The sequence below is a fragment of the Bacillus sp. MT(2024) genome, from assembly GCF_036362845.1.
Lineage (GTDB): Bacteria > Bacillota > Bacilli > Bacillales > Bacillaceae > Bacillus > Bacillus velezensis.
Genome location: NZ_CP143632.1, coordinates 178,791 through 202,057, shown reverse-complemented (window position 1 = coordinate 202,057; position 23,267 = coordinate 178,791). Strand labels below are relative to the sequence as shown.

Annotated in this window: 20 protein-coding genes, 5 tRNA genes and 1 rRNA gene; 13 read left to right on the top strand and 13 right to left on the bottom strand. The window is 47.0% G+C overall.

Translation table 11 applies throughout. From position 1 onward, the window contains the following. Positions 1–39: 39 nt before the first annotated feature. The 7 genes from rsiW to VP472_RS01115 form a co-directional block, all read right to left on the bottom strand. Entirely contained in the window at positions 40–666 is a 627-nt protein-coding gene (gene rsiW / locus VP472_RS01145) for an anti-sigma-W factor RsiW (protein ID WP_065180897.1), read from the bottom strand. A gap of 13 nt (positions 667–679) precedes the next feature. After that, the gene (sigW, locus tag VP472_RS01140; RefSeq protein WP_003156766.1) at positions 680–1,243 is read right to left on the bottom strand and encodes an RNA polymerase sigma factor SigW; all 564 of its coding nucleotides are present in this window, start codon (positions 1,241–1,243) and stop codon (positions 680–682) included. Between the two features lie 230 nt (positions 1,244–1,473). Beyond that, positions 1,474–1,545 (bottom strand) — tRNA-Gln (locus tag VP472_RS01135). 4 nt (positions 1,546–1,549) lie between these two features. Then, positions 1,550–1,634, bottom strand: a tRNA-Tyr gene (locus VP472_RS01130). Between the two features lie 19 nt (positions 1,635–1,653). Then, positions 1,654–1,726, bottom strand: a tRNA-Thr gene (locus tag VP472_RS01125). Between the two features lie 5 nt (positions 1,727–1,731). Beyond that, a tRNA-Val gene (locus VP472_RS01120) sits at positions 1,732–1,807 on the bottom strand. Positions 1,808–1,810: 3 nt separating this feature from the next. Next, positions 1,811–1,882, bottom strand: a tRNA-Glu gene (locus VP472_RS01115). A 180-nt stretch (positions 1,883–2,062) separates the two neighbouring features. Between VP472_RS01115 and VP472_RS01110 the strand changes: the two genes are divergently transcribed. The 12 genes from VP472_RS01110 (at position 2,063) to VP472_RS01055 (ending at position 15,622) form a co-directional block, all read left to right on the top strand. Continuing rightward, a complete protein-coding gene (locus VP472_RS01110; RefSeq protein WP_003156767.1) occupies positions 2,063–2,515 on the top strand; it encodes a 2-thiouracil desulfurase family protein in 453 nt (150 codons plus the stop codon). Between the two features lie 18 nt (positions 2,516–2,533). Further along, complete coding sequence (locus VP472_RS01105; protein WP_014304238.1) at positions 2,534–3,010, top strand: GNAT family N-acetyltransferase; 477 nt, start codon at positions 2,534–2,536, stop codon at positions 3,008–3,010. 99 nt (positions 3,011–3,109) lie between these two features. Continuing rightward, entirely contained in the window at positions 3,110–4,039 is a 930-nt protein-coding gene (gene murQ, locus VP472_RS01100) for an N-acetylmuramic acid 6-phosphate etherase (RefSeq protein ID WP_070081289.1), read from the top strand. Between the two features lie 128 nt (positions 4,040–4,167). Beyond that, complete coding sequence (locus tag VP472_RS01095) at positions 4,168–5,535, top strand: PTS transporter subunit EIIC (RefSeq protein ID WP_003156771.1); 1,368 nt, start codon at positions 4,168–4,170, stop codon at positions 5,533–5,535. A gap of 18 nt (positions 5,536–5,553) precedes the next feature. Beyond that, positions 5,554–6,837: a penicillin binding protein PBP4B gene (pbp4b, locus tag VP472_RS01090; protein ID WP_146276019.1), complete on the top strand. Its 1,284-nt coding sequence runs from the start codon at positions 5,554–5,556 to the stop codon at positions 6,835–6,837. Between the two features lie 46 nt (positions 6,838–6,883). After that, entirely contained in the window at positions 6,884–8,797 is a 1,914-nt protein-coding gene (locus tag VP472_RS01085) for a glycoside hydrolase family 3 protein (RefSeq protein WP_146276017.1), read from the top strand. 15 nt (positions 8,798–8,812) lie between these two features. Beyond that, complete coding sequence (locus VP472_RS01080; protein ID WP_146276015.1) at positions 8,813–10,057, top strand: exo-beta-N-acetylmuramidase NamZ family protein; 1,245 nt, start codon at positions 8,813–8,815, stop codon at positions 10,055–10,057. A 137-nt stretch (positions 10,058–10,194) separates the two neighbouring features. Further along, on the top strand, positions 10,195–11,790 hold the full coding sequence (gene btr / locus VP472_RS01075; protein WP_146276013.1) for a bacillibactin transport transcriptional regulator Btr: 1,596 nt from the start codon (positions 10,195–10,197) through the stop codon (positions 11,788–11,790). 87 nt (positions 11,791–11,877) lie between these two features. Then, positions 11,878–12,834, top strand: a complete 957-nt coding sequence (locus VP472_RS01070; protein WP_146276011.1) for an ABC transporter substrate-binding protein — start codon at positions 11,878–11,880, stop codon at positions 12,832–12,834. A 19-nt stretch (positions 12,835–12,853) separates the two neighbouring features. After that, positions 12,854–13,861, top strand: a complete 1,008-nt coding sequence (locus VP472_RS01065) for a FecCD family ABC transporter permease (RefSeq protein WP_007609051.1) — start codon at positions 12,854–12,856, stop codon at positions 13,859–13,861. Between the two features lies 1 nt (position 13,862). Next, on the top strand, positions 13,863–14,873 hold the full coding sequence (gene feuC, locus VP472_RS01060; RefSeq protein ID WP_032872817.1) for an iron ABC transporter permease FeuC: 1,011 nt from the start codon (positions 13,863–13,865) through the stop codon (positions 14,871–14,873). Further along, the gene (locus tag VP472_RS01055; protein WP_146276009.1) at positions 14,870–15,622 is read left to right on the top strand and encodes an alpha/beta hydrolase; all 753 of its coding nucleotides are present in this window, start codon (positions 14,870–14,872) and stop codon (positions 15,620–15,622) included. Before feuC ends, VP472_RS01055 begins: the two co-directional genes overlap by 4 nt. Here VP472_RS01055 and VP472_RS01050 read toward each other — a convergent pair. The 5 genes from VP472_RS01050 to VP472_RS01030 all read right to left on the bottom strand — a co-directional run bounded on the left by VP472_RS01050 (position 15,611) and on the right by VP472_RS01030 (position 21,604). Then, entirely contained in the window at positions 15,611–16,552 is a 942-nt protein-coding gene (locus tag VP472_RS01050; RefSeq protein ID WP_102421956.1) for a bile acid:sodium symporter family protein, read from the bottom strand. The genes VP472_RS01055 and VP472_RS01050 overlap by 12 nt on opposite strands. 150 nt (positions 16,553–16,702) lie before the next feature. Then, positions 16,703–18,136, bottom strand: a complete 1,434-nt coding sequence (locus tag VP472_RS01045) for a SulP family inorganic anion transporter (protein ID WP_024084805.1) — start codon at positions 18,134–18,136, stop codon at positions 16,703–16,705. A 231-nt stretch (positions 18,137–18,367) separates the two neighbouring features. After that, entirely contained in the window at positions 18,368–19,414 is a 1,047-nt protein-coding gene (locus tag VP472_RS01040; RefSeq protein ID WP_003156784.1) for a zinc-dependent alcohol dehydrogenase, read from the bottom strand. Then, on the bottom strand, positions 19,389–20,339 hold the full coding sequence (locus tag VP472_RS01035) for an inositol monophosphatase family protein (RefSeq protein ID WP_128574938.1): 951 nt from the start codon (positions 20,337–20,339) through the stop codon (positions 19,389–19,391). Before VP472_RS01035 ends, VP472_RS01040 begins: the two co-directional genes overlap by 26 nt. Continuing rightward, positions 20,336–21,604, bottom strand: a complete 1,269-nt coding sequence (locus VP472_RS01030; RefSeq protein WP_039252950.1) for an aspartate aminotransferase family protein — start codon at positions 21,602–21,604, stop codon at positions 20,336–20,338. The genes VP472_RS01035 and VP472_RS01030 overlap by 4 nt, the downstream gene beginning before the upstream one ends. A 228-nt stretch (positions 21,605–21,832) precedes the next feature. Here VP472_RS01030 and VP472_RS01025 point away from each other — a divergent pair, with 228 nt between their 5' ends. Continuing rightward, positions 21,833–23,044, top strand: coding sequence for an MFS transporter (locus tag VP472_RS01025; RefSeq protein WP_192897770.1), 1,212 nt, complete (start codon positions 21,833–21,835; stop codon positions 23,042–23,044). A 95-nt stretch (positions 23,045–23,139) separates the two neighbouring features. Here the strand turns inward: VP472_RS01025 and rrf are convergent. After that, positions 23,140–23,255: ribosomal RNA gene (gene rrf / locus VP472_RS01020) — 5S ribosomal RNA — on the bottom strand. Positions 23,256–23,267: the final 12 nt, after the last annotated feature.

The following is a 23,267-nucleotide window of genomic DNA, read 5'->3' as shown; positions in this document are numbered from 1 at the left end:
CGGCGATGCATAAAAAAAAGAGTAAAGCGATTATACGCTTTACTCATCTTCATTCGGATCCAAAGCGCTCACGACGCCCTGGCCCGCCGATTTCAGTTCATACCAGACCCAGTCAAACAATTGGTTAATCTCTTCAATCTGCCCGGTGACTTGTCCGGCTGAGGCCATGTATTTTTCTCCGTTGACGACGGTCACATTGCCGTCGACTTTTCCTTCAATGAACAGCTTGCCGTTTTTTACTGTGACATCGCCCTTTACGGTCTCGCCTTCAGGGACGGTGACCGTGTGATTCTGCACGATAAGGTTCGGCTGTTTGGACACACTGAAATTGTGGTCATTATGCCAGCTGTTGAAAAAACCGCCGCCCATTAAAATCACAAAAACCGCTGCGGCTGCAATCATCGGATGAGTTTTGATCCATCGTTTTACAGAAGCGCGTTTTTTCTCTTTTGGAAGATTCGCCATAACTTTGGCAGTAAAATCAGCAGGGGCCGTGACATGCGATGTGCTTCGGACGAGTGCTACGGATTTCTCCATTTCATGAAAATGCCGTTTGCAATTCCCGCATGACTGCAAATGTTGTTTTAATACGTTTTCATCTTCAGGAAGGATATCTCCATCAAGATGCTTATGCATAAGCTGCACAATCTGTTCAGGACAGCTCATTTCATCACCCCACTTAAAGATCCCTCAATTGTTTTCTAAGAGCCTCTCTGCCTCTGTGTATCCTTGTCTTGACGGTGCCGACAGGGATATTCAGAATCTCCCCGATTTCAATTAAAGAGAGTTCGTCAATATACTTTAATACAATAACTGTTCTGTACTTGTCCGGCAGCTTTAAAATCTTTTTCTGAATTGTGTCCGACAGCTCCAATGACAATACGGCGTCTTCAGGGAGAACCCCGTCTGCGGCGATCTGCGAATACATCGTCAGACCTTCTGCTCCCGCTACTTCTGCGTCCAGATAGTAATCAGGCTTTTTCTTGCGGATGCGGTCAATGGTCAGGTTGGTCGCAATTCTGTAAAGCCACGTTGAAAACTTTCTGTTGATATCGAAACTGTCGATATTGACATACGCTCTGATAAAAGCTTCCTGCGCAATATCTTCCGCTTCGTGAACATTGCCGAGCATGCGGTAGCAAAGCTGGTAAATCTTATCTTTATAAAGGTCAACGATTTCTGCAAACGCATTTTGATCGCCTTTTTTGACTTGCTTGATTCTTTTTTTAATCAGGTTTTCCATGTTTTATCTTACCTCTGCCCTTCACCGGTCTGTATCTATACGTTGATTGTTTTAAAAGGTTTCATTTTTTTTATTACATTTATTTTACCAAATTTCAGGCAGGGTGTAGATGGAAAATACAGAATATACTGCCTTAACAGCAGCTTAAAAATAGTATATCTGATGAACAATCAAAAATCGAAACAAAATGCTGATAAAAAAAGACACCTTTATGCAAAAGGTGTCTGATACTGGGCTAGCTGGATTCGAACCAACGCATGACGGAGTCAAAGTCCGTTGCCTTACCGCTTGGCTATAGCCCAAAAATGGTGGAGGGGGGCAGATTCGAACTGCCGAACCCTGAGGGAGCGGATTTACAGTCCGCCGCGTTTAGCCACTTCGCTACCCCTCCGTATTTTTTTGGAAAACAGTGCCGGCCAGAGGACTTGAACCCCCAACCTACTGATTACAAGTCAGTTGCTCTACCAATTGAGCTAGGCCGGCAAATATGGTGGAGGATGACGGGCTCGAACCGCCGACCCTCTGCTTGTAAGGCAGATGCTCTCCCAGCTGAGCTAATCCTCCATATGACCCGTACGGGATTCGAACCCGTGTTACCGCCGTGAAAGGGCGGTGTCTTAACCGCTTGACCAACGGGCCGTTGTGTCCGCGTCGATCTGACAAAAGTTATTATATACAGGTTGCACCCCATTTGTAAAGAGAAAAAATATTTTTTTTATTTTCAAACTTTTTTACCCGTTTTTTAACTGAAAAACTCATCCCTCCTCTCTTATTTCATTTATGATGAAAGTATCAAAATATTGAAGGGAATGGACACAGATGATCTTAGTCAGCTCTTGTCTCGGCGGTATCGAATGCAGATATAACGGCTCTCACGCCGCTTCGGAAAAAATCCGCAGACTCGTAGAAGAAAAGAAAGCTGTTATGGTCTGCCCCGAACTTTTGGGCGGCTTCACCACTCCCCGCGAACCGGCGGAAATCATCGGCGGCACGGGTGAAGACGTGCTGAACGGAACGGCAAGAATCGTAACGGCATCAGGCGAAGACGTTACAGCTTTATATATGGACGGCGCGGAAAAAACGTTAGCATACGCAAAAGAAATAGGCGCCGCAACGGTCATCCTTAAAGAAAACAGTCCGTCCTGCGGCAGCAGCTTTATCTATGACGGCACTTTCTCAGGAAAAAAAATACTCGGAGACGGCATCACTTCCGCTCTTTTAAAACGGGCAGGCTGCCGTGTTCTATCAGAAGATGAATTGGATCAATTATAAAAAAGGAGAGTAGATATCATGGATGTAGCCCTGTCCTTTTATAAACCGGAGCATGCAGACGGGCTGAACGGGTTTGTGCTGAGTGAAGAAGATAAAAAGTTCACAGCTCTGCCGATAGATGTCCTGCCGCAGGCGCTTGTCATCCGGGATCGCTACCCGACAGTCATTTTAAAAGAAGACCGTCCCGTCGGTTTTTTTATTTTACATACCTCAAAAGAAACCATTGCCCCGTATTCGAACAATGTGTCTGCCATTTTGCTGAGTGCGCTGTCATTACATGCGCCGCATCAGGGAAAAGGTTATGCCAAACAAGCGATGCTGCAGCTCCCCGCTTTTGTCGCAAATTATTTTCCTTGGTGTGATGAAATCGTGCTTGCTGTAAACCATCGCAATCAACGTGCAAAGAACCTGTACCGGTCTTCCGGTTTTATTGACAAAGGGCGGCGCAGGATCGGCCCGATCGGTGAACAGCACATTCTGCATCATTTTTTGTGAAAGCGCTTGATTATTCATCTCATCCCTGCCGATTTTTCTTGAAACATCTATTCAGAAGCCCATATACTTCAAGTATTAACGACTTGGGAGGGTACAATCATGACAGACCGACTTAACATTCACAGATTGACCACAGAAACCAGAAACCCGCAGACCGCTTCAATCCATCAGGCAGACACGATGGAAATTCTCCGCATCATTAACGAAGAGGATTTCAAAGTGGCTGAAGCCGTTCAGCAGGTGCTGCCCGATATTCAGATTGCCGTTCAATTCGCCCATCAGTCCTTACGGCGAAACGGCAGGCTGATTTATGCGGGAGCGGGCACAAGCGGCAGACTCGGTGTACTGGATGCGGTTGAATGCCCGCCTACATACAGCGTAAGCCCCGACACCGTCATCGGTCTGATGGCCGGAGGGGCAGACGCCTTTTTGCAAGCGGCTGAAGGTATAGAAGACAGCGAGGAAACCGGCGCTCTCGATCTCAAAACGATCGGGCTTACCGCAGAAGACACCGTGATCGCCATCGCGGCAAGCGGGCGCACGCCGTATGCGGCCGGTGCACTGAAATATGCAAAAACAATCGGCGCCAAAACCGTCGCGCTCACATGCAATAAGAACTCATTGATCAGCACCTTTGCCGATCACAGCATTGAAGTCATTGTCGGCCCCGAAGTGATTACAGGGTCAACACGAATGAAAGCCGCGACGGCACATAAAATGATTCTGAACATGATTTCCACGGCCGTGATGATTAAAAGCGGCAAAGTGTACGAAAATTTAATGGTGGACGTTCATGTCAGCAACGAAAAATTGAAAGAACGCGCAATCGGCATTATCCAAAGCATCACTGGCGTTCCGTACGACAAGGCAAAAGAAACGCTTGAGGCCGCAGGCAGCCATGTCAAAACGGCAATCGTCATGCTGAAGACGAATTCGGACGAAACACACGCGAAGGCACTGCTCAAAGAATCAGAAGGATTCATTGATAAAGCCATTGAACAGCACGTTTCAAGAGAAAAAGAACGCTGATCGTTCTTTGGTGAAAAATAATGTGCTTTTACGAGCCCGCGCCGTTTTCATGTTCGGCGCAGGCGCTTTTAGGACGCGTTTCAGGCATAGCTCCCCGGGAAAAATCGTACGGAAAAAGGAGGATCTCCATGAGCAAAGAGGCATTTTATCAGTCACTGGCCAAAGATATCCTGGACAATTGCGGCGGTTCATCGAATATTTCAGGCTTTACCCACTGTATGACACGCCTGAGGATTACACCTTTAGATCGGGACAAAACGGATATTGAGGCGCTGAAACGGCTTGACGGGGTAATAGGCGTCGTCGAAGCTGAAACACTGCAGATCATTCTCGGCACGGGTGTCGTCAATCATGTCGCCGACGCTTTCGCAAAACTTATGCCATCCGGAAAAAACATTGATTTAAAAGAAGCCGCCTCACGGAAAAAAGCCGATCTCAACAGAAAAAACACCACACCCATCAAATTGTTTCTGAGAAAAATATCAAGCATCTTCATTCCCCTTATTCCCGCACTCATTGCATCAGGTTTAATCACCGGTATTACGAAAGCCGTCATTCAGGCCGGCTGGCTCCCGAAAGAATCTCAAATCGCACTTATTTTAACGGTTATCGGTTCAGGCTTGTTCGCTTACCTCGGCGTCCTTGTCGGCATCAATGCGGCGAAGGAATTCGGCGGGACACCCGCGATGGGCGGCCTTGCGGGCATATTGATCCTTAACCCTGAGATCGCCAATATCAGTTTGTTCGGAGAGAATCTGCTCCCTGGCAGGGGAGGATTAATCGGCGTTCTTTTCGCTGCGGTTTTTATCGCTTATACCGAACGGTTTATCAGAAAGTACGTCCATCAATCCATCGACATTATCGTCACGCCTACATTGTCTTTACTTATCACCGGGCTGGTGACATATGTCGTTTTTATCCCTGCAGGCGGTTTTATTTCTGATCTGATTACATCAGGTTTATTGTCGCTGCTGAATGTCGGGGGAGTGCTCTCAGGGTTTGTACTGGGAGCCGCCTTCCTGCCGCTTGTCGTCACCGGCCTGCATCAGGGCTTGACTCCCGTACATTTGGAATTAATCCGATCAATCGGAGATGACCCGCTTCTTCCGATTCTCGCGATGGGAGGCGCGGGTCAAGTAGGCGCGGCCTTCGCCATCTTTATGAAAACAAAAAAAGCCTCATTAAAAAGAGCGATCGGCGGCGGACTTCCATCCGGTCTGCTCGGAATCGGGGAGCCGCTTATCTTCGGCGTCACGCTCCCGCTCGGCCGGCCGTTTTTGACGGCGTGTTTAGGGGCGGGAATCGGCGGCGCTTTTCAAGCCCATTTTCAAGTGGCTACTTTTTCAATCGGTGTCTCCGGCCTTCCGCTCTCGTTTCTCGTACAGCCGGCTCAAATCGTTTTGTATATCATCGGTCTCTTCATCTCTTACGCGGCGGGCTTTGTCTTCACTTATGCGTTCGGATTTAAGGATGACATGGCTGCTGAATTTGAATAAACCGGGAGGGATCAGAATATGAAAACACTGACAGCCGCCATACTCACAATGGTCATGAGCCTCTCTTTTCTGCCGCAGCACAAAGCCGAAGCCCAATCCAAATTATACGACGCAGCAAAGCTCAGAAAGGTTGATCAAATGATTGAAAAAGACATCGCAGCAGGATTCCCCGGAGCCGTCCTCGTCGTCGTAAAGGACGGACGGGTGATCAAAAAGAAAGCATACGGCTACAGCAAAAAATATGACGGGAACACCCTTTTATCCCGTCCGAAAAAAATGAAAACATCAACCATGTTTGATTTAGCTTCCAATACAAAAATGTACGCGGCCAATTTTGCACTACAGCGACTCGTCAGCCAGGGAAAGCTTGATGTGTATCAAAAAGTCTCGGCTTACCTTCCTGATTTCAAAGACAGAAAAAGCGATCCGATTCAAGGAAAAGACCGCATACGCGTCATCGATGTGCTCCAGCATCAATCCGGTCTGCCGGCAAGCTTTTATTTCTATCAGCCGGACACCGCAGGCCCTTTATATTCACAAGAACGGGATAAAACGATCCGTTTTCTCAACCAAATCCCGCTTGAATACAAGCCGGGAACAAAACACGTATACAGCGATATCGGTTACATGCTTCTCGGCTGCATCATTGAAAACATAACCGGAAAAACCCTTGATACCTATGCGGAACAAGAACTGTACAAACCGCTGAAACTGACGCACACACTGTTCAATCCGCTGCAAAAAGGTTTTAAAGAAAAAGCATTCGCAGCTACTGAACGTTTAGGCAACACACGTGACGGAGTCATCCATTTCCCTCACATCAGGACGTATACGCTGCAGGGGGAGGTTCACGATGAAAAAGCATTTTACTCAATGGGAGGGGTGTCCGGTCACGCCGGGCTGTTTTCCAGAGCTGATGATATGGCCGTCCTTCTTCAAGTCATGCTGAACGGCGGCAGTTATAACCACGTTTCTCTCTTCAATAAAAGAACGGCCGATTTGTTCACAACGGCGGCATCCTCTGATCCGACTTTCGCTCTCGGCTGGCGGAAAAACGGCAGCCCGGATATGGAGTGGATGTTCGGACCTTATGCAAGCAGGCAGGCATACGGCCATACGGGATGGACCGGCACCATCACGATTATTGATCCCGCTTATAAGCTGGGGATCGCACTTTTGACCAATAAAAAGCATTCCCCCGTCGTCAGCCCCGGTGAAAACCCGAATGTTTTTGAAGGGGATCTTTTCCCGACCGGAAGCTACGGCAGCGTCATAAAAGCGATTTATGAAGCCATTGAATGACAACCCATGTCTTTTGTCCAAACTATGACGGCAGGAGGGCACCATTATGAAACTTTTCATCTCAGCTGTATTACTGTTGTTTATTGTTTTCGGCACGCATCACGCATCGACAAAACCGGATATTCCGTCACAGGCGGAACAAGCGGTATCCCGTATGACATTAGATGAAAAATTAGGGCAGATGCTCATGCCTGATTTTCGTAATTGGCAAAAAAAGGGGCAGTCATCACCTGAGGCTCTTACCCAAATGAATGACGAAGTCGCAAGGCTTATTCAAAAGTACCGGTTCGGCGGCGTTATCTTATTTGCAGAAAATCTAAAAAATACTGAGCAAACGGTACGCCTGACAGATGCCTTTCAAAAGGCGAGCCCTGACATTCCGCTATTATTAAGCATTGATCAGGAGGGCGGCATCGTAACTAGACTTGGTGAGGGCACTCATTTCCCAGGCAATATGGCGCTCGGGGCTGCTAGAAAAACAGCCTACGCGTCCCAGACCGGCGCCATTATCGGGAAAGAACTGAAAGCACTGGGCATTAATACGAATTTCGCTCCCGTTCTCGATATCAATAATAATCCTGGAAACCCTGTCATCGGCGTCAGGTCGTTCAGTTCAGACCGTGATCTGACAGCTTCACTCGGCCTTGCCTCAATGAAGGCTCAGCAAAAGCAGAATGTCGCTGCCGCCGTCAAACATTTCCCGGGACACGGCGACACGGATGTCGATAGCCACTACGGTCTTCCGCTTGTCACCCACAATCAAGAAAGGCTGCGTCAAATTGAACTTTATCCGTTCCGGCAGGCCATTCAGGCCGGAGCTGATATGATCATGACAGCCCATGTGCAATTTCCCGCTTTTGACGATACAACCTATAAAAGCAAGCTGGACGGTTCAGACATCCTCGTACCCGCCACACTCTCGAAAAAAGTGATGACTCATCTTCTCCGTGAGGAAATGGGATTTAACGGCGTCATCGTTACGGATGCATTAAATATGAAAGCCATTGCCGATCATTTCGGCCAGGAAGAGGCGGTCGTCATGGCAGTAAAAGCAGGAGTCGATATTGCCCTGATGCCGGCCCAAGTGACATCGCTGCAAACAGAAAACCGCTTTGCCCGGGTTCATTCCGCTTTAAAACAGGCGGTACAAAAAGGGGAAATTCCGCTGCAGCAAATTAACAAATCAGTTGAACGCATCATTTCCCTGAAAATAAAACGAGGGATATATCCCGCACCGAAAGAGACAAATCTGAAAAAGAAGATTGCAAAAGCAAAGAAAACCGTCGGCAGTAAAAATCACCTAAAAACTGAAAAACAAATCGCGGAAAGATCCGTCACCGTCTTACAAAACAAAAACCGCACGCTCCCATTCAAACCGAAAAAGAACAGCCGCGTTCTCATTGCCGCTCCTTATGAAGATCAAACAGTGGCAATGGAACAAACCATTCAGCAGCTCATCAAGAAGAAAAAAATCCGGCCGGTAACCATCAGTAAAATGAACTTCGCCGAGCGCACATTTCATGATGAACACAAAAAGCTGGTATCCGACGCGGATTACGTGATTACAGGCTCCTATGTCGTGAAAAATGACCCTGTCGTAAACGACGGCGTGATTGACGATTCCGTCACAGATCCCGGCAAGTGGACGACTGCATTTCCGCGCGCCGTCATGAAAGCCGCACAATCGAACCAAAAACCCTTTGTGCTGATGAGCCTGCGTAATCCTTACGACGCCGCGAATTTTGAAGAAGCTGAAGCCCTTATCGCAGTCTACGGTTTTAAAGGATATACAGACGGACAATTCCTCCAGCCAAACATTCCGGCAGGCATTGAAGCGATATTCGGACAGACAGCACCGCAAGGCAGGCTGCCCGCTGACATTCCTTCCGTCACGCATCCGGGAACGACACTGTATCCTTATGGTTTCGGTATCAATCTGAAGACCGGAAAACCGCTTTAAACAGGAGGGCTGATTATGAAAACACATACGGCTGCACTTCTCGCCGGACTTGTCGTCATCAGTGCTATGACGGCAGTCTCGGCGGCTTCTGACAGAAACCTTCATACCGCCAAGAAACCAAGCATCCAAACAGGCATCGACCGCCTGCTGAAAGATTATAAACAGGAACTGAAGGGAAAAAGGGTCGGGCTGATCACCAACCCGACCGGTGTGAACGCATCATTGAAAAGCAGCGTTGACGTGCTGTATGAGGCGCCAGACATCCATTTGACGGCATTATTCGGACCGGAGCACGGTGTCCGCGGCGACGCTCAGGCCGGAGACAAAGTCACATCCTATATAGACGAAAAAACAGGACTTCCCGTCTACAGCCTATACGGGGAAACGAGGAAACCGACGCCTGACATGCTGAAAGATACAGATGTGCTGATTTTCGATATTCAGGATGTCGGAACGCGGTACTACACGTACATTTATACAATGGCCTATGCCATGGAAGCGGCCAAAGAAAAAGGCATTCCTTTTTATGTCTTGGACCGGCCGAATCCGCAAGGCGGACGAAATCCGGACGGCCCGGTTCTTGAACCGGATTACGCTTCATTTGTCGGACTGTATCCGATCCCGCTGAAGCACGGCATGACGATCGGTGAGCTTGCTCTTTTATTCAATAAAGAGTTTCATATTGGCGCCGACCTCACCGTCGTAAAAATGAAGCGCTGGAAGCGGACGATGACGATTGAAGATACCGGTCTGCCGTTCGTCCTCCCTTCGCCTAATATCCCGACCCCGGACAGCATATTCGCATATTCGGCGACAGGACTAATCGAAGGCACAAACGTATCGGAAGGAAGGGGCACGACAAAGCCGTTTGAACTTATCGGCGCGCCTTATATGAAAAGCACCGGGCTCGAAGAACGCCTGAACAGTCTCAAGCTTCCGGGCGTCACCTTCAGAGCCGCTTCATTTATCCCCAGCTTCTCCAAACACCAGGGCAAGCTGTGCCACGGCGTACAAGTCTACGTAACAAACAGAAACACATTTGAAGCGGCAAGAACAGGGCTCTCCATTCTGAAAACCATGCATGACTTATATCCGAATGACTTTTCATTCTTGCCGACAGGCTCTTTTGACAAGCTGATCGGTAACGGCTGGGTACGCAAAAAAATAGAAAAAGGCGCTTCCATTGAAGACATCACCGGCACATATCAACGCCGGCTGGACCAATTCAAAACTCTAAGAAAACAATACCTCATATACTGACAACATTCGTGTTACACGTGTAACATTTTGTCGCATTTCACATTTCCGCTTTTTATAGGAAAACATTCATTTATTTGGTACAATTCAATTGATAACAGTTATCATTTAAATGAATGTTTCCTAAAAGGTGGTTTCTCATGAAAAACACATTATTCTTTCAGCCCATTGATATCATCTCCGTAAAAAAAACAGCCGACCTTCTGTCAGAGCACCAGCTCACTGATTCCCCCGTATTGATCTTTCATGTGAAAGGCGAGGGACAAATTGATATCGGCACAGACAGCTTTCCGCTGCAGAAGGAAACGCTCTACATCTGTCCTTGTGATGAGACATTCAATATTGCCCCTATATCGTCAGGCGGCATCCATTTGTATATCGTCAGACTCCGTGTTTTCTCCTATTCCTCAGATGATGAAGCGATGCTTCCGGATAACGGGGAAGACATCTTCCACGGACTTCAGCAAATGAATTTACAAACGATTGATCATTTGACAAGCCGGCTTCAATCACTTTCTGAAAACGTGCGATCGGCGGATGGATTGCAGAAAATGAAATATACAGCCGACTTTCAGCAGCTGATGTACGACCTTTATGCCGCAAAAGTATGCCATCAAAATAATACGAAAGCGGCGATCGAACAGACAAAACAATTCATACATGCTCAGTCCGACACAAAAATCACGCTCACCCAGCTCGCTCATATGGCGGGAATCAGTCCCAAGCATTACAGTGAAACCTTTAAAAAACTATACGGACAGAGCGTAACTGAATATATCACAGACATCCGCATAACCAATGCGAAAAAACTGATGGCCAAGGCAAGCTGCAAACTGCGGGAAATCGCTCATCAAATCGGCTACCAGGACGAATTTTATTTCAGCCGCATCTTTAAAAAACATACCGGCAGCTCACCTACAAGCTATATGAAAAAAAGGCGCACAAAAATGGCCGCGTACGGAAAAGAAACGATGGGGCATCTGATTCCTCTGCATCACGTGCCTTACGCTGCGGCGCTGCACCCGAAATGGACGGCCTATTATTACAAACAATTCTCTTCCGATATTCCGGTTCACCTGAGCGCTTACCGCTATAATGCAAATTGGGAAGAGAACCTGCACACGCTGTCTCAAGCTGCCCCGGACATCATTTTCAGTCTCGATTCTGTCAGTGAAGAAGAAAAACAGCGCCTGAATGACATCACTGAAGTTTTTTATCTTCCGGCTCAAGAGAATTGGAGAGACCAGTTTCTTCGCACTGCCGCATATCTGAATGAAGAGCAGGAAGCGCGGCACTGGCTTAATACTTATCAAAGTCTCGCCCATTCAGCGAAAGATGCTCTTAAACACGTGCGGCATCAGCGGTTCTTATTTGTCCGTGTATATAAAGAAAATATGTACATCGCCCATAACAACAGTATTGAGGAAGTCTTCTTCGGTGATTTAGACTTTGCCTCCGCAAAACCGGAATCTTTTGCTCCTGACGAAAAGATTTCCTTGGAAATGCTGGCGGATTGCCAGGCTGACTGCATCATGCTTTTCACTTGTAAAGAACCGGAAACGCTTCGCTATTTTCAGCGGATTCAGCAGACCGGGATATGGCAGAACCTTAGTGCCGTCAGCAATAAACGCGTGTTTCCCATTTCATCTGACCCGTGGATTGAATATTCTCCAAGCGGACATCAGCGGATGATCGAGCAAAGCATTTCCATTTTATCCGAAGATCGTCCATGGTAATGCCGGAAATTATCCATGGTCTTATCCCTGTTCATTCTCTATAATTCCAATTGATAATAGTTATCAATTGAACAGGAGGAACAATAGATGAAGAAATTGGCATTCGCTTTCATGATTTTGCTTTTGGCTTTCACGGCCGCGGCTTGCGGAAGCTCAGAAACATCTGATACAGCAAGTAAAGGAAAGGACGCTTCTTCAGATAAAAAGAAAATCGAATATCTCGGAAAAACATATGAAGTCAAAGCGCCGACTGACAAAATCGCCATTACAGGCAGCGTAGAATCAATGGAAGACGCCAAATTGCTTGACGTTCATCCGGCAGGAGCAATTTCTTTCTCCGGCAAATTCCCGGAACTGTTTAAAGATATTACAGATAAATCCGTATCAACGGGAGAAAAAATGCAGCCGAATATGGAAAAAATTCTTGAGCTGCAGCCGGACGTCATTCTGGCATCAACCAAATTCCCGGAAAAAACGTTGAAAAAATTGAGCGGCACCGCTGAAACCATCCCTGTCTCTCATATCTCATCAAACTGGAAAGAAAACATGATGCTGCTCGCCCAGCTTACAGATAAAGAGAAAAAAGCGAAAAAAATTATCGCAGATTACGAACAGGAGCTGAAAAAGACAAAAACAAAGATCAACAGCAAAGCGAAACAGTCAAACGCGCTGGTCATCAGAATCAGACAAGGCAATATCTATATTTATCCTGAACAAGTTTATTTCAACTCCACGCTTTACGGTGATTTAGGCCTGAAGGCGCCGGACGAAGTCAAAGCGGCGAAAGCGCAGGAGCTGATTTCTCTTGAAAAATTAAGCGAAATGAACCCCGACCATATATTCGTACAATTTTCTGATGATGAAAACGCAGATAAGCCGGATGCTTTGAAGGACTTAGAGAAAAATCCGATTTGGAAGAGCCTGACGGCAGTCAAAAAAGACCATGTATACGTCAATACGATCGATCCATTAGCCCAAGGCGGTACCGCTTGGAGTAAAATCCGCTTCTTACAGGTTGCGGCTGACAAATTGACTCAAGACTAATAAAGAGTAGGTTTTTCACATGTATGCAAAACGGCGGACACACATTATTATCATCGCTTCACCGATTGCCATTGTTCTGTCACTGCTGCTTTCCGTTTTATACGGTGCAAAGCAGCTTGACTTCCATACCGTGTTCTCCGCATTGCTGCACTTTAATCCGGAGAATACCGACCATCAGATCATATGGCATTCAAGAATCCCGAGGGCTGCCGGCGCTATGTTTATCGGCGCCGCCCTTGCTGTTTCCGGAGCGCTCATGCAGGGAATCACACGGAACTATCTGGCCTCGCCTTCGATCATGGGTGTGTCGGACGGCTCCGCTTTTATCATCACCCTTTGCATGGTATTGCTCCCTCAATCGACATCCATTGAAATGATCATATACTCGTTTATCGGTTCCGCATTCGGCGCGGCTCTTGTTTTCGGGCTGGCCTCCATTCTTCCCGGCGGTTTTACCCCTGTGCAGCTTGCCATTATCGGAACGGTAACCAGTATGCTTCTCAGCAGTCTGTCGGCTGCGCTTTCGATTTATTTTCAAATTTCGCAGGATCTCAGTTTTTGGTACAGTGCGAGACTGCATCAAATGAACCCTGATTTTTTGAAACTGGCCGTCCCATTTTTTGCGATCGGAATCATCACGGCCATGATTCTCAGCAAAAAGGTCACTGCCGTATCATTAGGAGACGACATTTCAAAAAGTCTGGGACAGCAGAAAAGAACCATCAAACTCATGGCGATGGCAGCCGTTGTCATATTGACCGGAAGCTCGGTGGCGCTCGCCGGAAAAATTGCCTTTGTCGGTTTGGTCGTTCCGCACATCACACGTTTTCTCGTCGGATCGGACTACAGCAGGCTGATCCCATGCGCGTGCATCATCGGCGGCGTCTTCCTGACCCTTTGCGATCTTGCCAGCCGATTCATCAATTACCCGTTTGAGACGCCTATTGAAGTCGTCACTTCTATCATCGGTGTTCCTTTCTTTCTTTATTTGATTAAAAGAAAAGGAGGGGATCAGCGTGGTGCGTAAAATGGCCGGAATTTATATCATTCTGATTGCTCTCATATTGCTCGTAAGCTATTTCAGCATGACAAGCGGTTCTTTTTCCGCAAAGCCGGGTGAACTGCTCAGTACGCTTTTCCGCATCCATCCGAATCCGCAATATGACATTTTGCTGTTTCAGCTGAGGCTGCCGCGCATAGTCATGGCTGCTGCCATCGGACTCGGATTGGGGATAGCCGGAGCCGTTATTCAGGCCATTACCAAAAACGGTCTTGCCGATCCCGGTATTTTGGGCATTAATGCAGGAGCCGGAGCGGGAATCGTCACGTTTATGCTTCTGTTTCAGGGACAATCTGAAGCGACGGCACTTGCCTCTGCGATGGGTATGCCTGTCTTCGGCCTCATCGGAGGATTGATGGCGGCCGTGCTGATCTATATTTTCGCCTGGCACCGGGGGCATCTGGAATCGGGCAGAATTATTCTCGTCGGAATCGCCATGAATTCCGGATTCAGCGCGCTGTCTTTATTTCTATCATTAAAAATGGACCCGCAGGATTATGAGATGGCGATGGTTTGGAAAAACGGCAGCATCTGGTCGGCAAACTGGATGACCATTACGGCAATCCTTCCGTGGCTGATCTTGTTCATTCCTCTTCTTATGGCGAAAACGTCATTGCTGGATACCATTCGTTTCGATGAGGACACGGTGAAAAGCCTCGGTGTTTCAACCAATAAAGAAAAAACCATTTTACTCATTGCCTGCATCGCTTTGATCAGCGCATGTGTAACCGCAGCGGGCAGCATGGCATTTGTCGGACTGATCGCGCCCCATATTTCCCGCAGGCTCGCCGGCATTGAGCACAGATACTCATTACCGGTCAGCGGACTGGTCGGTATGCTCCTCGTCATATCCGCCGACTTTGCGGGCAAATTGTTCTTTCAGCCTTCAGAAGTGCCGGCGGGAATTATTCTTGCGATTCTCGGCGTTCCTTATTTCTTTTTTCTTCTGTTTAAGCAAAAGAAGGGGCTGGACGCATGAGAGGCACCCTTACAGAACACCGGATAAACGGAAGGGAATGCACTGTGTATCTTCCTCCGTCCTATTCGGTTCAAACGGGGGCTTTACCCTGTGTGTACGTACTTGACGGAGGATCTTTGTTTTTAGAACAGATAGATAAGCTTGAATTCCAATTTGCAGACGGAACACTTTCCGAATTGATTTTCATCGGCATCAAACCGGCTGACAGACTCGATGAGTACACACCGTGGCCCGCGCCTTCCCTGAGCCCTGCGTTTCATGATTTCGGCGGCAAAGGGAGGCTCTTTCTTGAGGAGCTGACAAATGTCATCATTCCAACTGTTGAAGATATGCATCACATTTCTGCACATTCGGAAACGAGAGGACTGATCGGCGCGTCATTAGGCGGACTGTTTTCGATATACGCGATGCTGCAAAAGCCTGAAATATTCGGCAGAATCGGCTGTATTTCCGGTTCCTTCTGGTATGAAAAATCAGCAGATTATGTCCGCTCCGCACCTTTGCGGCCGGCACGGCGGCGTATCTATATGTCTGTCGGCAGCCGTGAAGCAGAGCAAAAATGTAACATCCAAAACACCATGATCGGACAAAATAAAGGCGTGTACAAAAGCCTGAGGCAAAAAGGCTTTTCTCAATCTCAGCTCTCATTTACGATCGAAGAGGGTGCCGTGCACCATCAAGAAGCGTTCAAACGACAATTCAATTCAGCACTAAGCTGGCTGTACGGAAAAAACCGCTCACGTGACTGAGCGGTTTTTTTCATACTTGATCACGACCGGCTTAAGTTCAAAGCGTCTCAGCAAATAGCCGAACAAAGCGGCAAGGATTTGCTGAAAGAGCATCCCGATGACGACCGGAACCGCCACTTGAGACGGAAAAAAAGACACGGCGAGAACAGCTCCGGCGCTGATATTGCGCATGCCCCCCGTATAAATCAGAGACACGATTTCATCCTGGCTCCGCTTCATCAGTCTTCCGATCAGCCAAGCCACGGCATAACCCGTCATGGCAATAAAAAATACCATGCCAGCGATGCCCGCAAATTTGATATCCACATGCGTGACATACGGCGCGATTTCCGAACTGTTAATGGCAATGACAATCATCAGACAGATTTTTGAAAAAGGAGACAATGACCGGCTTATCGCCTGAGTCCTTACCGGCGGGGAAAACTGGTTGACCATCATCCCTGCGATGGACGGAATCACCACCATCTCCGCCAGCCCTTTCATCATGCCCCACACATCCATCTGAACATTCGCCCCGGCCAGGACAGACAGGCTTAACGGTACGATAAAAGGAGAAAGTACGGTATCAACCAGGATAATAGACAGCGTCAATCCGACATTTCCCTTATACATCGCAGCCCAAATCAAACTCGTAATTCCGGTCGGGATCACCACACCCATAATCAGCCCCGTCACAGTTAAAGGGTCACCGCTGAAAATCAGATGGCCGCTTCCCCATGCAAAAACAGGCATGAAAATATGCAGAACAAACAATGCCATGATCATCGGGAGCGGCTTCTCGATACTGCGCTTCAGCGATTGAAAATTGGCACTCAGACTGCCCGTAAATGTAATAAATGCAAATATCCACGGCACAGCGCCGGCCATCCAGCTGATATGCTGAGATAACAGCACACCCGCCGCCACACTTGACGGAGTCAAAAGCGGCATGATTCTCCCCAACACTTGGTTCAACTTCTGAAGCCACATCATATGCAAGTCTCCTATATACGGTTTTCAAGTCTCATTCATTATAACAATGCACATCGCCAAATTTAACCGAAAAAAAGCCCGGATATATTCATCCGGACTTCACAAATTCTATGCCATTTGCTTCATTAAATCTCGGCTTTTCTGATTTAATCCCTTTAATTCAGCCTCAATTCCGTATTCTTTACATTTGGCGACAATCTTCTCAAGAGCCGCCGCTCCCGAATCATCCCACACATGGGCATCGGTCAAATCGATGATAATCCGTTTCACGTCTTCATCATAAACGATGGCATTCATCAGTTCAGACACGGAAGCAAAAAAGATTTGTCCCGTGACCTTATAAGTTCTGACATCTTTCTGTTCGGAATGTGACACAATCTTCAGCTTAGAAATTTTCGCCGTAAAAAAGATTGCACTTAGCAGCACACCCGCGAAAACACCCTTCGATAAATCATTTGTCAGAACGACTGTCACGACGGTAATCACCATAACGATCGAATCAGTAAGGGGCGCTTTCCGCAAACCTTTAATCGATGACCAGTCAAACGTGCCGATGGACACCATAACCATCACGGCCACGAGCGCAGCCATCGGAATTTTCACGACGATACCGCTTAATACAGCAATTAAAAACATTAAAAACGCTCCGGCCGTAAAAGCCGACAACCGGCCGCGACCGCCGGCTTTGGTATTAATGACAGACTGGCCGATCATGGCGCATCCGGCCATGCCTCCGAAAAATCCGTTCACAATATTGGCGATGCCTTGTCCGCGGCTTTCTTTGTTCTTATCACTATCCGTATCCGTCATTTCGTCAATGATCTGGGCCGTCAGCAACGACTCAAGCAATCCGACGAATGCAAGCGCCAGTGAATACGGGAAAATAATCCGCAATGTCTCAAACGTCCACGGAACATCCGGTATCAAGAAATGCGGAAGTGAACTTGTAATCCCGCCCATATCACCGACCGTGCGGACATCCGCATGGAAGACCACCGCAATGATCGTCATGACAATAATCGCCACCAGCGGAGACGGCACAGCCGTCGTAACCTTCGGCAAAAGATATATGATAGCCAGTGATCCGGCAAGCATGGCGTACATGACCCATGAAGCTCCTTTGAACTGCGGCAGCTGCGCAGAAAAAATCAAGATCGCCAAAGCATTCACAAATCCGATCATGACCGAACGCGGAATAAATTTCATCAATTTCGCTATCTTACTGACACCAAGAATAAATTGAATAATACCTGTCAAAATGGTTGCCGCAAACAAATACTGCAGCCCGTAATCAGCCACCAATGTCACCATGACAACCGCCATTGAACCCGTAGCGGCTGAAATCATTCCCGGTCTGCCGCCGAAGATAGAAATAATAATCGCGATACAAAATGATGCATAAAGCCCGACCATCGGATCGACACCTGCAATAATTGAAAATCCGATCGCCTCAGGGATCAGAGCGAGAGCAACCAGAATACCGGCCAGAATGTCTTTACGGACATTTCCGAACCATTGCTGCTGTAACGTATAATCTTTCAAATGATAACGACTCCTTTTCACTATAAAAATCCGCACCTTATCAGTTGGAAACATTGATTTTTATCTGGGGAATATGAGGCAAGCTTACGGGGAAAAAGGGGACACGCTCAGAGTATAATGTCGTTGAGGAAAGGAATGGTTAACAAAGAGTATCATATTAAACTTTAAAGAAATGTGCAAGACCGTATAAATAAGAAAAGAAAACGGCTCTCACTGGAGCCGTTTCCGCTTTTATAAAAGTTCCGGATCAGACACAAGAATCGTTTTTATTGCGCTGATATCCTTTCTTTCTTTTGTCACCGGGTCGATGCCCATGAGATGATCAATGGCTTCTTCATAATTCTTCAGTTCCGTCTTTTCCGTAATAAAATCATAGAGCTGCGGAAGGTCGGACGCGCATGCTAACGCAGCCTCCATGATCTGACGGGCTTCACCTGTGCCCACAATCGTTACGCCGTTTGACAGCAGCTGGTACGGCCTGACTGTCATCTCATACGTATCATCAAAGCCCATCGGCACGATTCTGCCTCCCTTTTCAATAAAAGGATAAGCCCAATCAAGCTGATTGCCGATCGCGTCAAAAATCACATCAAATTTTCTTCCTTGATTAATCCGTTTCACTTCATCCACGGTTAATGCTTCAGGGTGGTAGACATAATCCGATATCCGGCTCGCCGCCTCGCTTCGGAAACTGCCTATTTCAGTCGCAACCGTCAATCGCGCCAGTTTTTTCACCATCATTTGCACAAGCAGTCCGATCGGTCCGGACCCCAAAACCAAGACCGAGTCCTCCGGCTGAATCGAAGCTTTGTCCACAACATTCAGCACACAGGAGAGAGGCTCAACCAATGTGGCCCGCTCCCATTCCATTGAATCCGGAATTCTGTACATGAACCTGTCTTCTCCCACGTAATATTCCGCAAACGTTCCGTGCGCCCCGATTCCGAGCTGCCAATCCTCGAAGGTTTCGCAATAACACGTCAGCCCTCTCCGGCAATAATGACATTTCCCGCAAAACTGCGTAGGATCTATCACGACGCGGTCTCCGACTTTTACATTTGTCACGTCCGGTCCGATTTCCACGACCGCTCCCACCGATTCATGCCCCATAATCATATGATGGGTTGCATTCATTTTTCCTTTCAGCACATTTAAATCCGTTCCGCATATACCGGTGCCGAAAATTTTCACTTTCACATCATTGGATTTCCGAATTTGAGGCTCGTCCACCTCTTGATATTCAAGCTTATCATTAGGAGTCCAGACCAGCGCCTTCATATTTCTCTTCCTTTCTGCCCCAGCGGATTTGGTCTAACAATGTTTGATGAAGCTCCTTCGTTGATGCCGCAATACATGATTGCTGGTTCTGATAACTTAAATCTGTCAGAAGCGTTTCGTCCAAAGACCGGCCGTATGCATCCGTAATGACCACTCCCGCTTTCTTCGCCAAAAAGACGCTTGCGGCAATATCATAAGGAAACAAATGCAGCACCTGTCCGTTCCCAACCTGCTGAAAATCTGAAAGCAGCTTCGGATCATCTTTCAGCAGACGATTGCCGATATCCACATAAGCATCCATCTGCCCCGTGATAATTCGTGAAATCGAATAAGAAGCGCTGTTGAAAACAAAAACCCCGCCATTATTAGCCGATTGGTCAATCAGATGGCCGTATGCGTCCGTCATCAGCTTCGCCGGATGCCCGTTAAATTCAAGGCTCCAAAACATATTCTTAATATCCCGCACTCCGCTCAAATTCGGCAAATCTCCCTGATACCCCTCAAATTGAATGACATCGCTGTAAATATCACCGTACATATAAGAGCCCGATTTCAATTCAAGCAAAAAAGCAAATTCGATATCCTTAATCTTTGCGTTTGGCTTATATGAAGCAAGCGCAATCGAAATACACGACATTTCAAGCCCCGCGGCGGCCGGGCGCGTTCCGTCTATCGGATCTACAATTAAAATATATTGCGGATCTTCTCCAATCAGCTTCAGGCCGCCATCCTCCGTGTAAAAAGCAACCGGATGGCCCTTTTCTTGAATATAATCCAGCACCGCCTCCTCAGCAGCGGCGTCTATGTTAAATTGGGCGTCGCCTCCCGGAGAATAGCCGTTTACGAGCCGGTTTTTCAGCGTGCCTTTTTGATTTTTCACCTTATGATAAACAAATTGTCCAAGCTCAATGATATAGTCTCTCACTTGATTTCCTCCAATAGCTTGCGAAGTCTGTAGCAGAGCACTTCGGCTTCACTAAGTGTAATGGTTAAAGGCGGACGGATTTTAAATACATTTCCGAACCCGTAACGGGATGTCCGGAGAATCAGCCCGTAATCCATTGCCCGTTTTGCAATATAATTGGTCAGCTCCACATCCGGTTCATTGTTCTCTTTTACAATCTCCACACCGATCATAAGACCGACGCCTCTTACCTCAGAAATAAAAGCGAACTCCTCTTTCATCGTTTCTAAGCGATCCATAATATAATGACCGACCGTCGTTACATTTTCCAAAAATCCCGGACGCTGCATGATATCTATGGTTTTACACGCGGCAGCGGCGGCCATCACATTTGAGCCGTACGTGAAGGAGTGCGTATACCCCGGAAGCCCGGTATACTTGTCCTCCGTCAGAGTGGCGGCGACTTGGAAGCCTGTGCCCCCGAGCCCTTTTGCTACCGTCATCATATTAGGTTTCACATCGAAGTGGTCCGCGGCAAACATTTTGCCCGTCCGTCCGAACCCGGTCTGAATTTCATCAAAAATCAGGGCGATATCGTGTTCATCACAAAGCTGTCTCAGCTGTTTAAAATACTCTTTAGGCGGAACGACGTTTCCACCGTTTCCGGATATCGGTTCAATAATCATGGCGGCAATTTTTCCATTGCTCGCATACTCAATAAAATCATTAATTCTTTCTACGCACAGCATACCGCATGAATCAGGTTTCTGATTATAAAAACAGCGGCTGCAATACGGATCAGGGACTTGAAGGCCAAAAGAAATTTGCGGCGGGAAAGGTTCTTTTCTGAATGAGTTGCCGGACAAAGCGGAAGTCATATACGTTTGTCCGAGGTGGCTTCGAAATAAGGAGATGACATCGGTTTTTCCGGAGTAATACTGAGCCATTTTAATAGCTCCTTCATTTGCACCGGAACCGCTGCTGACTTTAGGGTGTACTTTTGTGAGATTATCGGGGGCGATTTCTACTAGTTTTTCTGCCAGTTTATTTACAGCGTCTGTTTGAAAAGATGATGTCACATGGATCAGCTTATCGGCTTGTTCTTTAACCGTATCAATGACTTCTTTGTTACCGTATCCTAAATTCAAGTTAAATGTGGCAGAAGCGCAATCAATGTACTCATTCCCCTCTTGATCGTACAGGTAAATCCCTTCTCCGCGCTCCATTACTACATCGTCAACACTGTAATACAAGCTGTCTGGATTCGTGATTTCCTTCGTTCCCACAAATACCACCCCTATGAAATTATTAGAATTTCGCTTTTTATCGTATTAATTATTGAAAATAATGTCAACGATCTTTCTTGTAAAAAATGTTAACAATTTGTTAACGTTACCATAAGGGATGTATGAGAAAAAGTTATGTGATATAGTAACAATACTTGGATTTTTTGTAAAAACGTCATGTCATACGAGTAGAGAGAAATATTATTTTACCAATAAGGAGATAAAATGATGAAAACTCGTCTGCTGTGGATAAGCTGTTTTTCTTATGGATCGATTGCTTTTACACTTGTTATTCTGGGAGCCGTACTGCCTGAGTTACTCACACATTATTCACAAAGCTACAGTAATGGCGGTGTATTGGTATTCTCTCAGTTCATGGGCTTTCTCATCGGTGTCATCGGAATGCCTTACATGGTGAAAAAGCTTGGGCGCAAAAACGTCGTTATCTTTGGCATGGCACTCATCAGCTGTGAAATGTTCATCACCTTCCTGCCGCCCTGGCCGCTGCTCTTTCTTCTCGTCAACATCGCGGGGCTTGGCGCCGGATTGGTGGAATCCTGTGTAGGCACGATCATCCTCACCGCTATTAAAGAAAGACAGGCTGTGGCCATGAGCAAGATGGAAGTGGCCTACGGATTAGGCGCGCTTTTCATGCCTCTGCTCTCAGGCTTTCTTATCAACAACCACATGTGGACAATTGCTTTTTTAGTATTAGGGTTATCCAGTTTTGCACTTTTAATCGCATGGAAGCAGATGAGTTTCGGCAGTATTGATCAGCTTCTCATCCGAAAAGAGGTCTCTTCCGATGACACTAAAAAAGAAAGCACCGGTTATCAGTCACACGGATTGCTTTTTATTACCTTGGCGGGGGCTTACTTCTTCTTTTACGGCGGCAGTGAAGTTTCAATTGTACATTTTATCCCCTCCATTTTCGCTGAGAAATGGGATATCCCCAACTCTTTGGCAACGATAACAGTTACAGTGTATTGGACGGGGATGATCATCGGAAGGTTATTAACAGGCCCGGTATCAGAAAAGCTGACATATCACCGTTATCTTCGTCTCATAAGCATTGGCGGTCTGGCTGCACTTACCGTATTGGCACTAAGTAAAAACGTATGGTTCGGCTTTGCCCTTTGCTTCTTTTTAGGGCTGTTCATGGCAGGCATGTTTGCAATAGCCCTAATCATCACGAATCATTTTTATCCCGGAAAGACAGAAACGACTACCAGTATTCTGCTCGCTTCAAACGGATTAGGAGGTTCACTCCTTCCGATCGCCGTCGGCTGGAGCTTAGATGAATATCCCGCACAAACTGCATTCTGGCTGTTTACTGCACTGATGGTCCTTATGCTGCTGATTGTGTTCAGTTTAAGAATACTCGAGACAATAAAATCAAACAATCTTCAAAATCACAACAGCAAAGCAAAATCAATGTAAACAAAAAAGCTAATGCCTTTCAAAGGCATTAGCTTTTTATATCTATGTGATCTTTCATATAAAAAAACCAGTTCATCATGAACTGGTTTAAGACAGCTTGGCGGCGTCCTACTCTCACAGGGGGAAACCCCCGACTACCATCGGCGCTGAAGAGCTTAACTTCCGTGTTCGGCATGGGAACGGGTGTGACCTCTTCGCTATCGCCACCAAACCATTGAGAGTG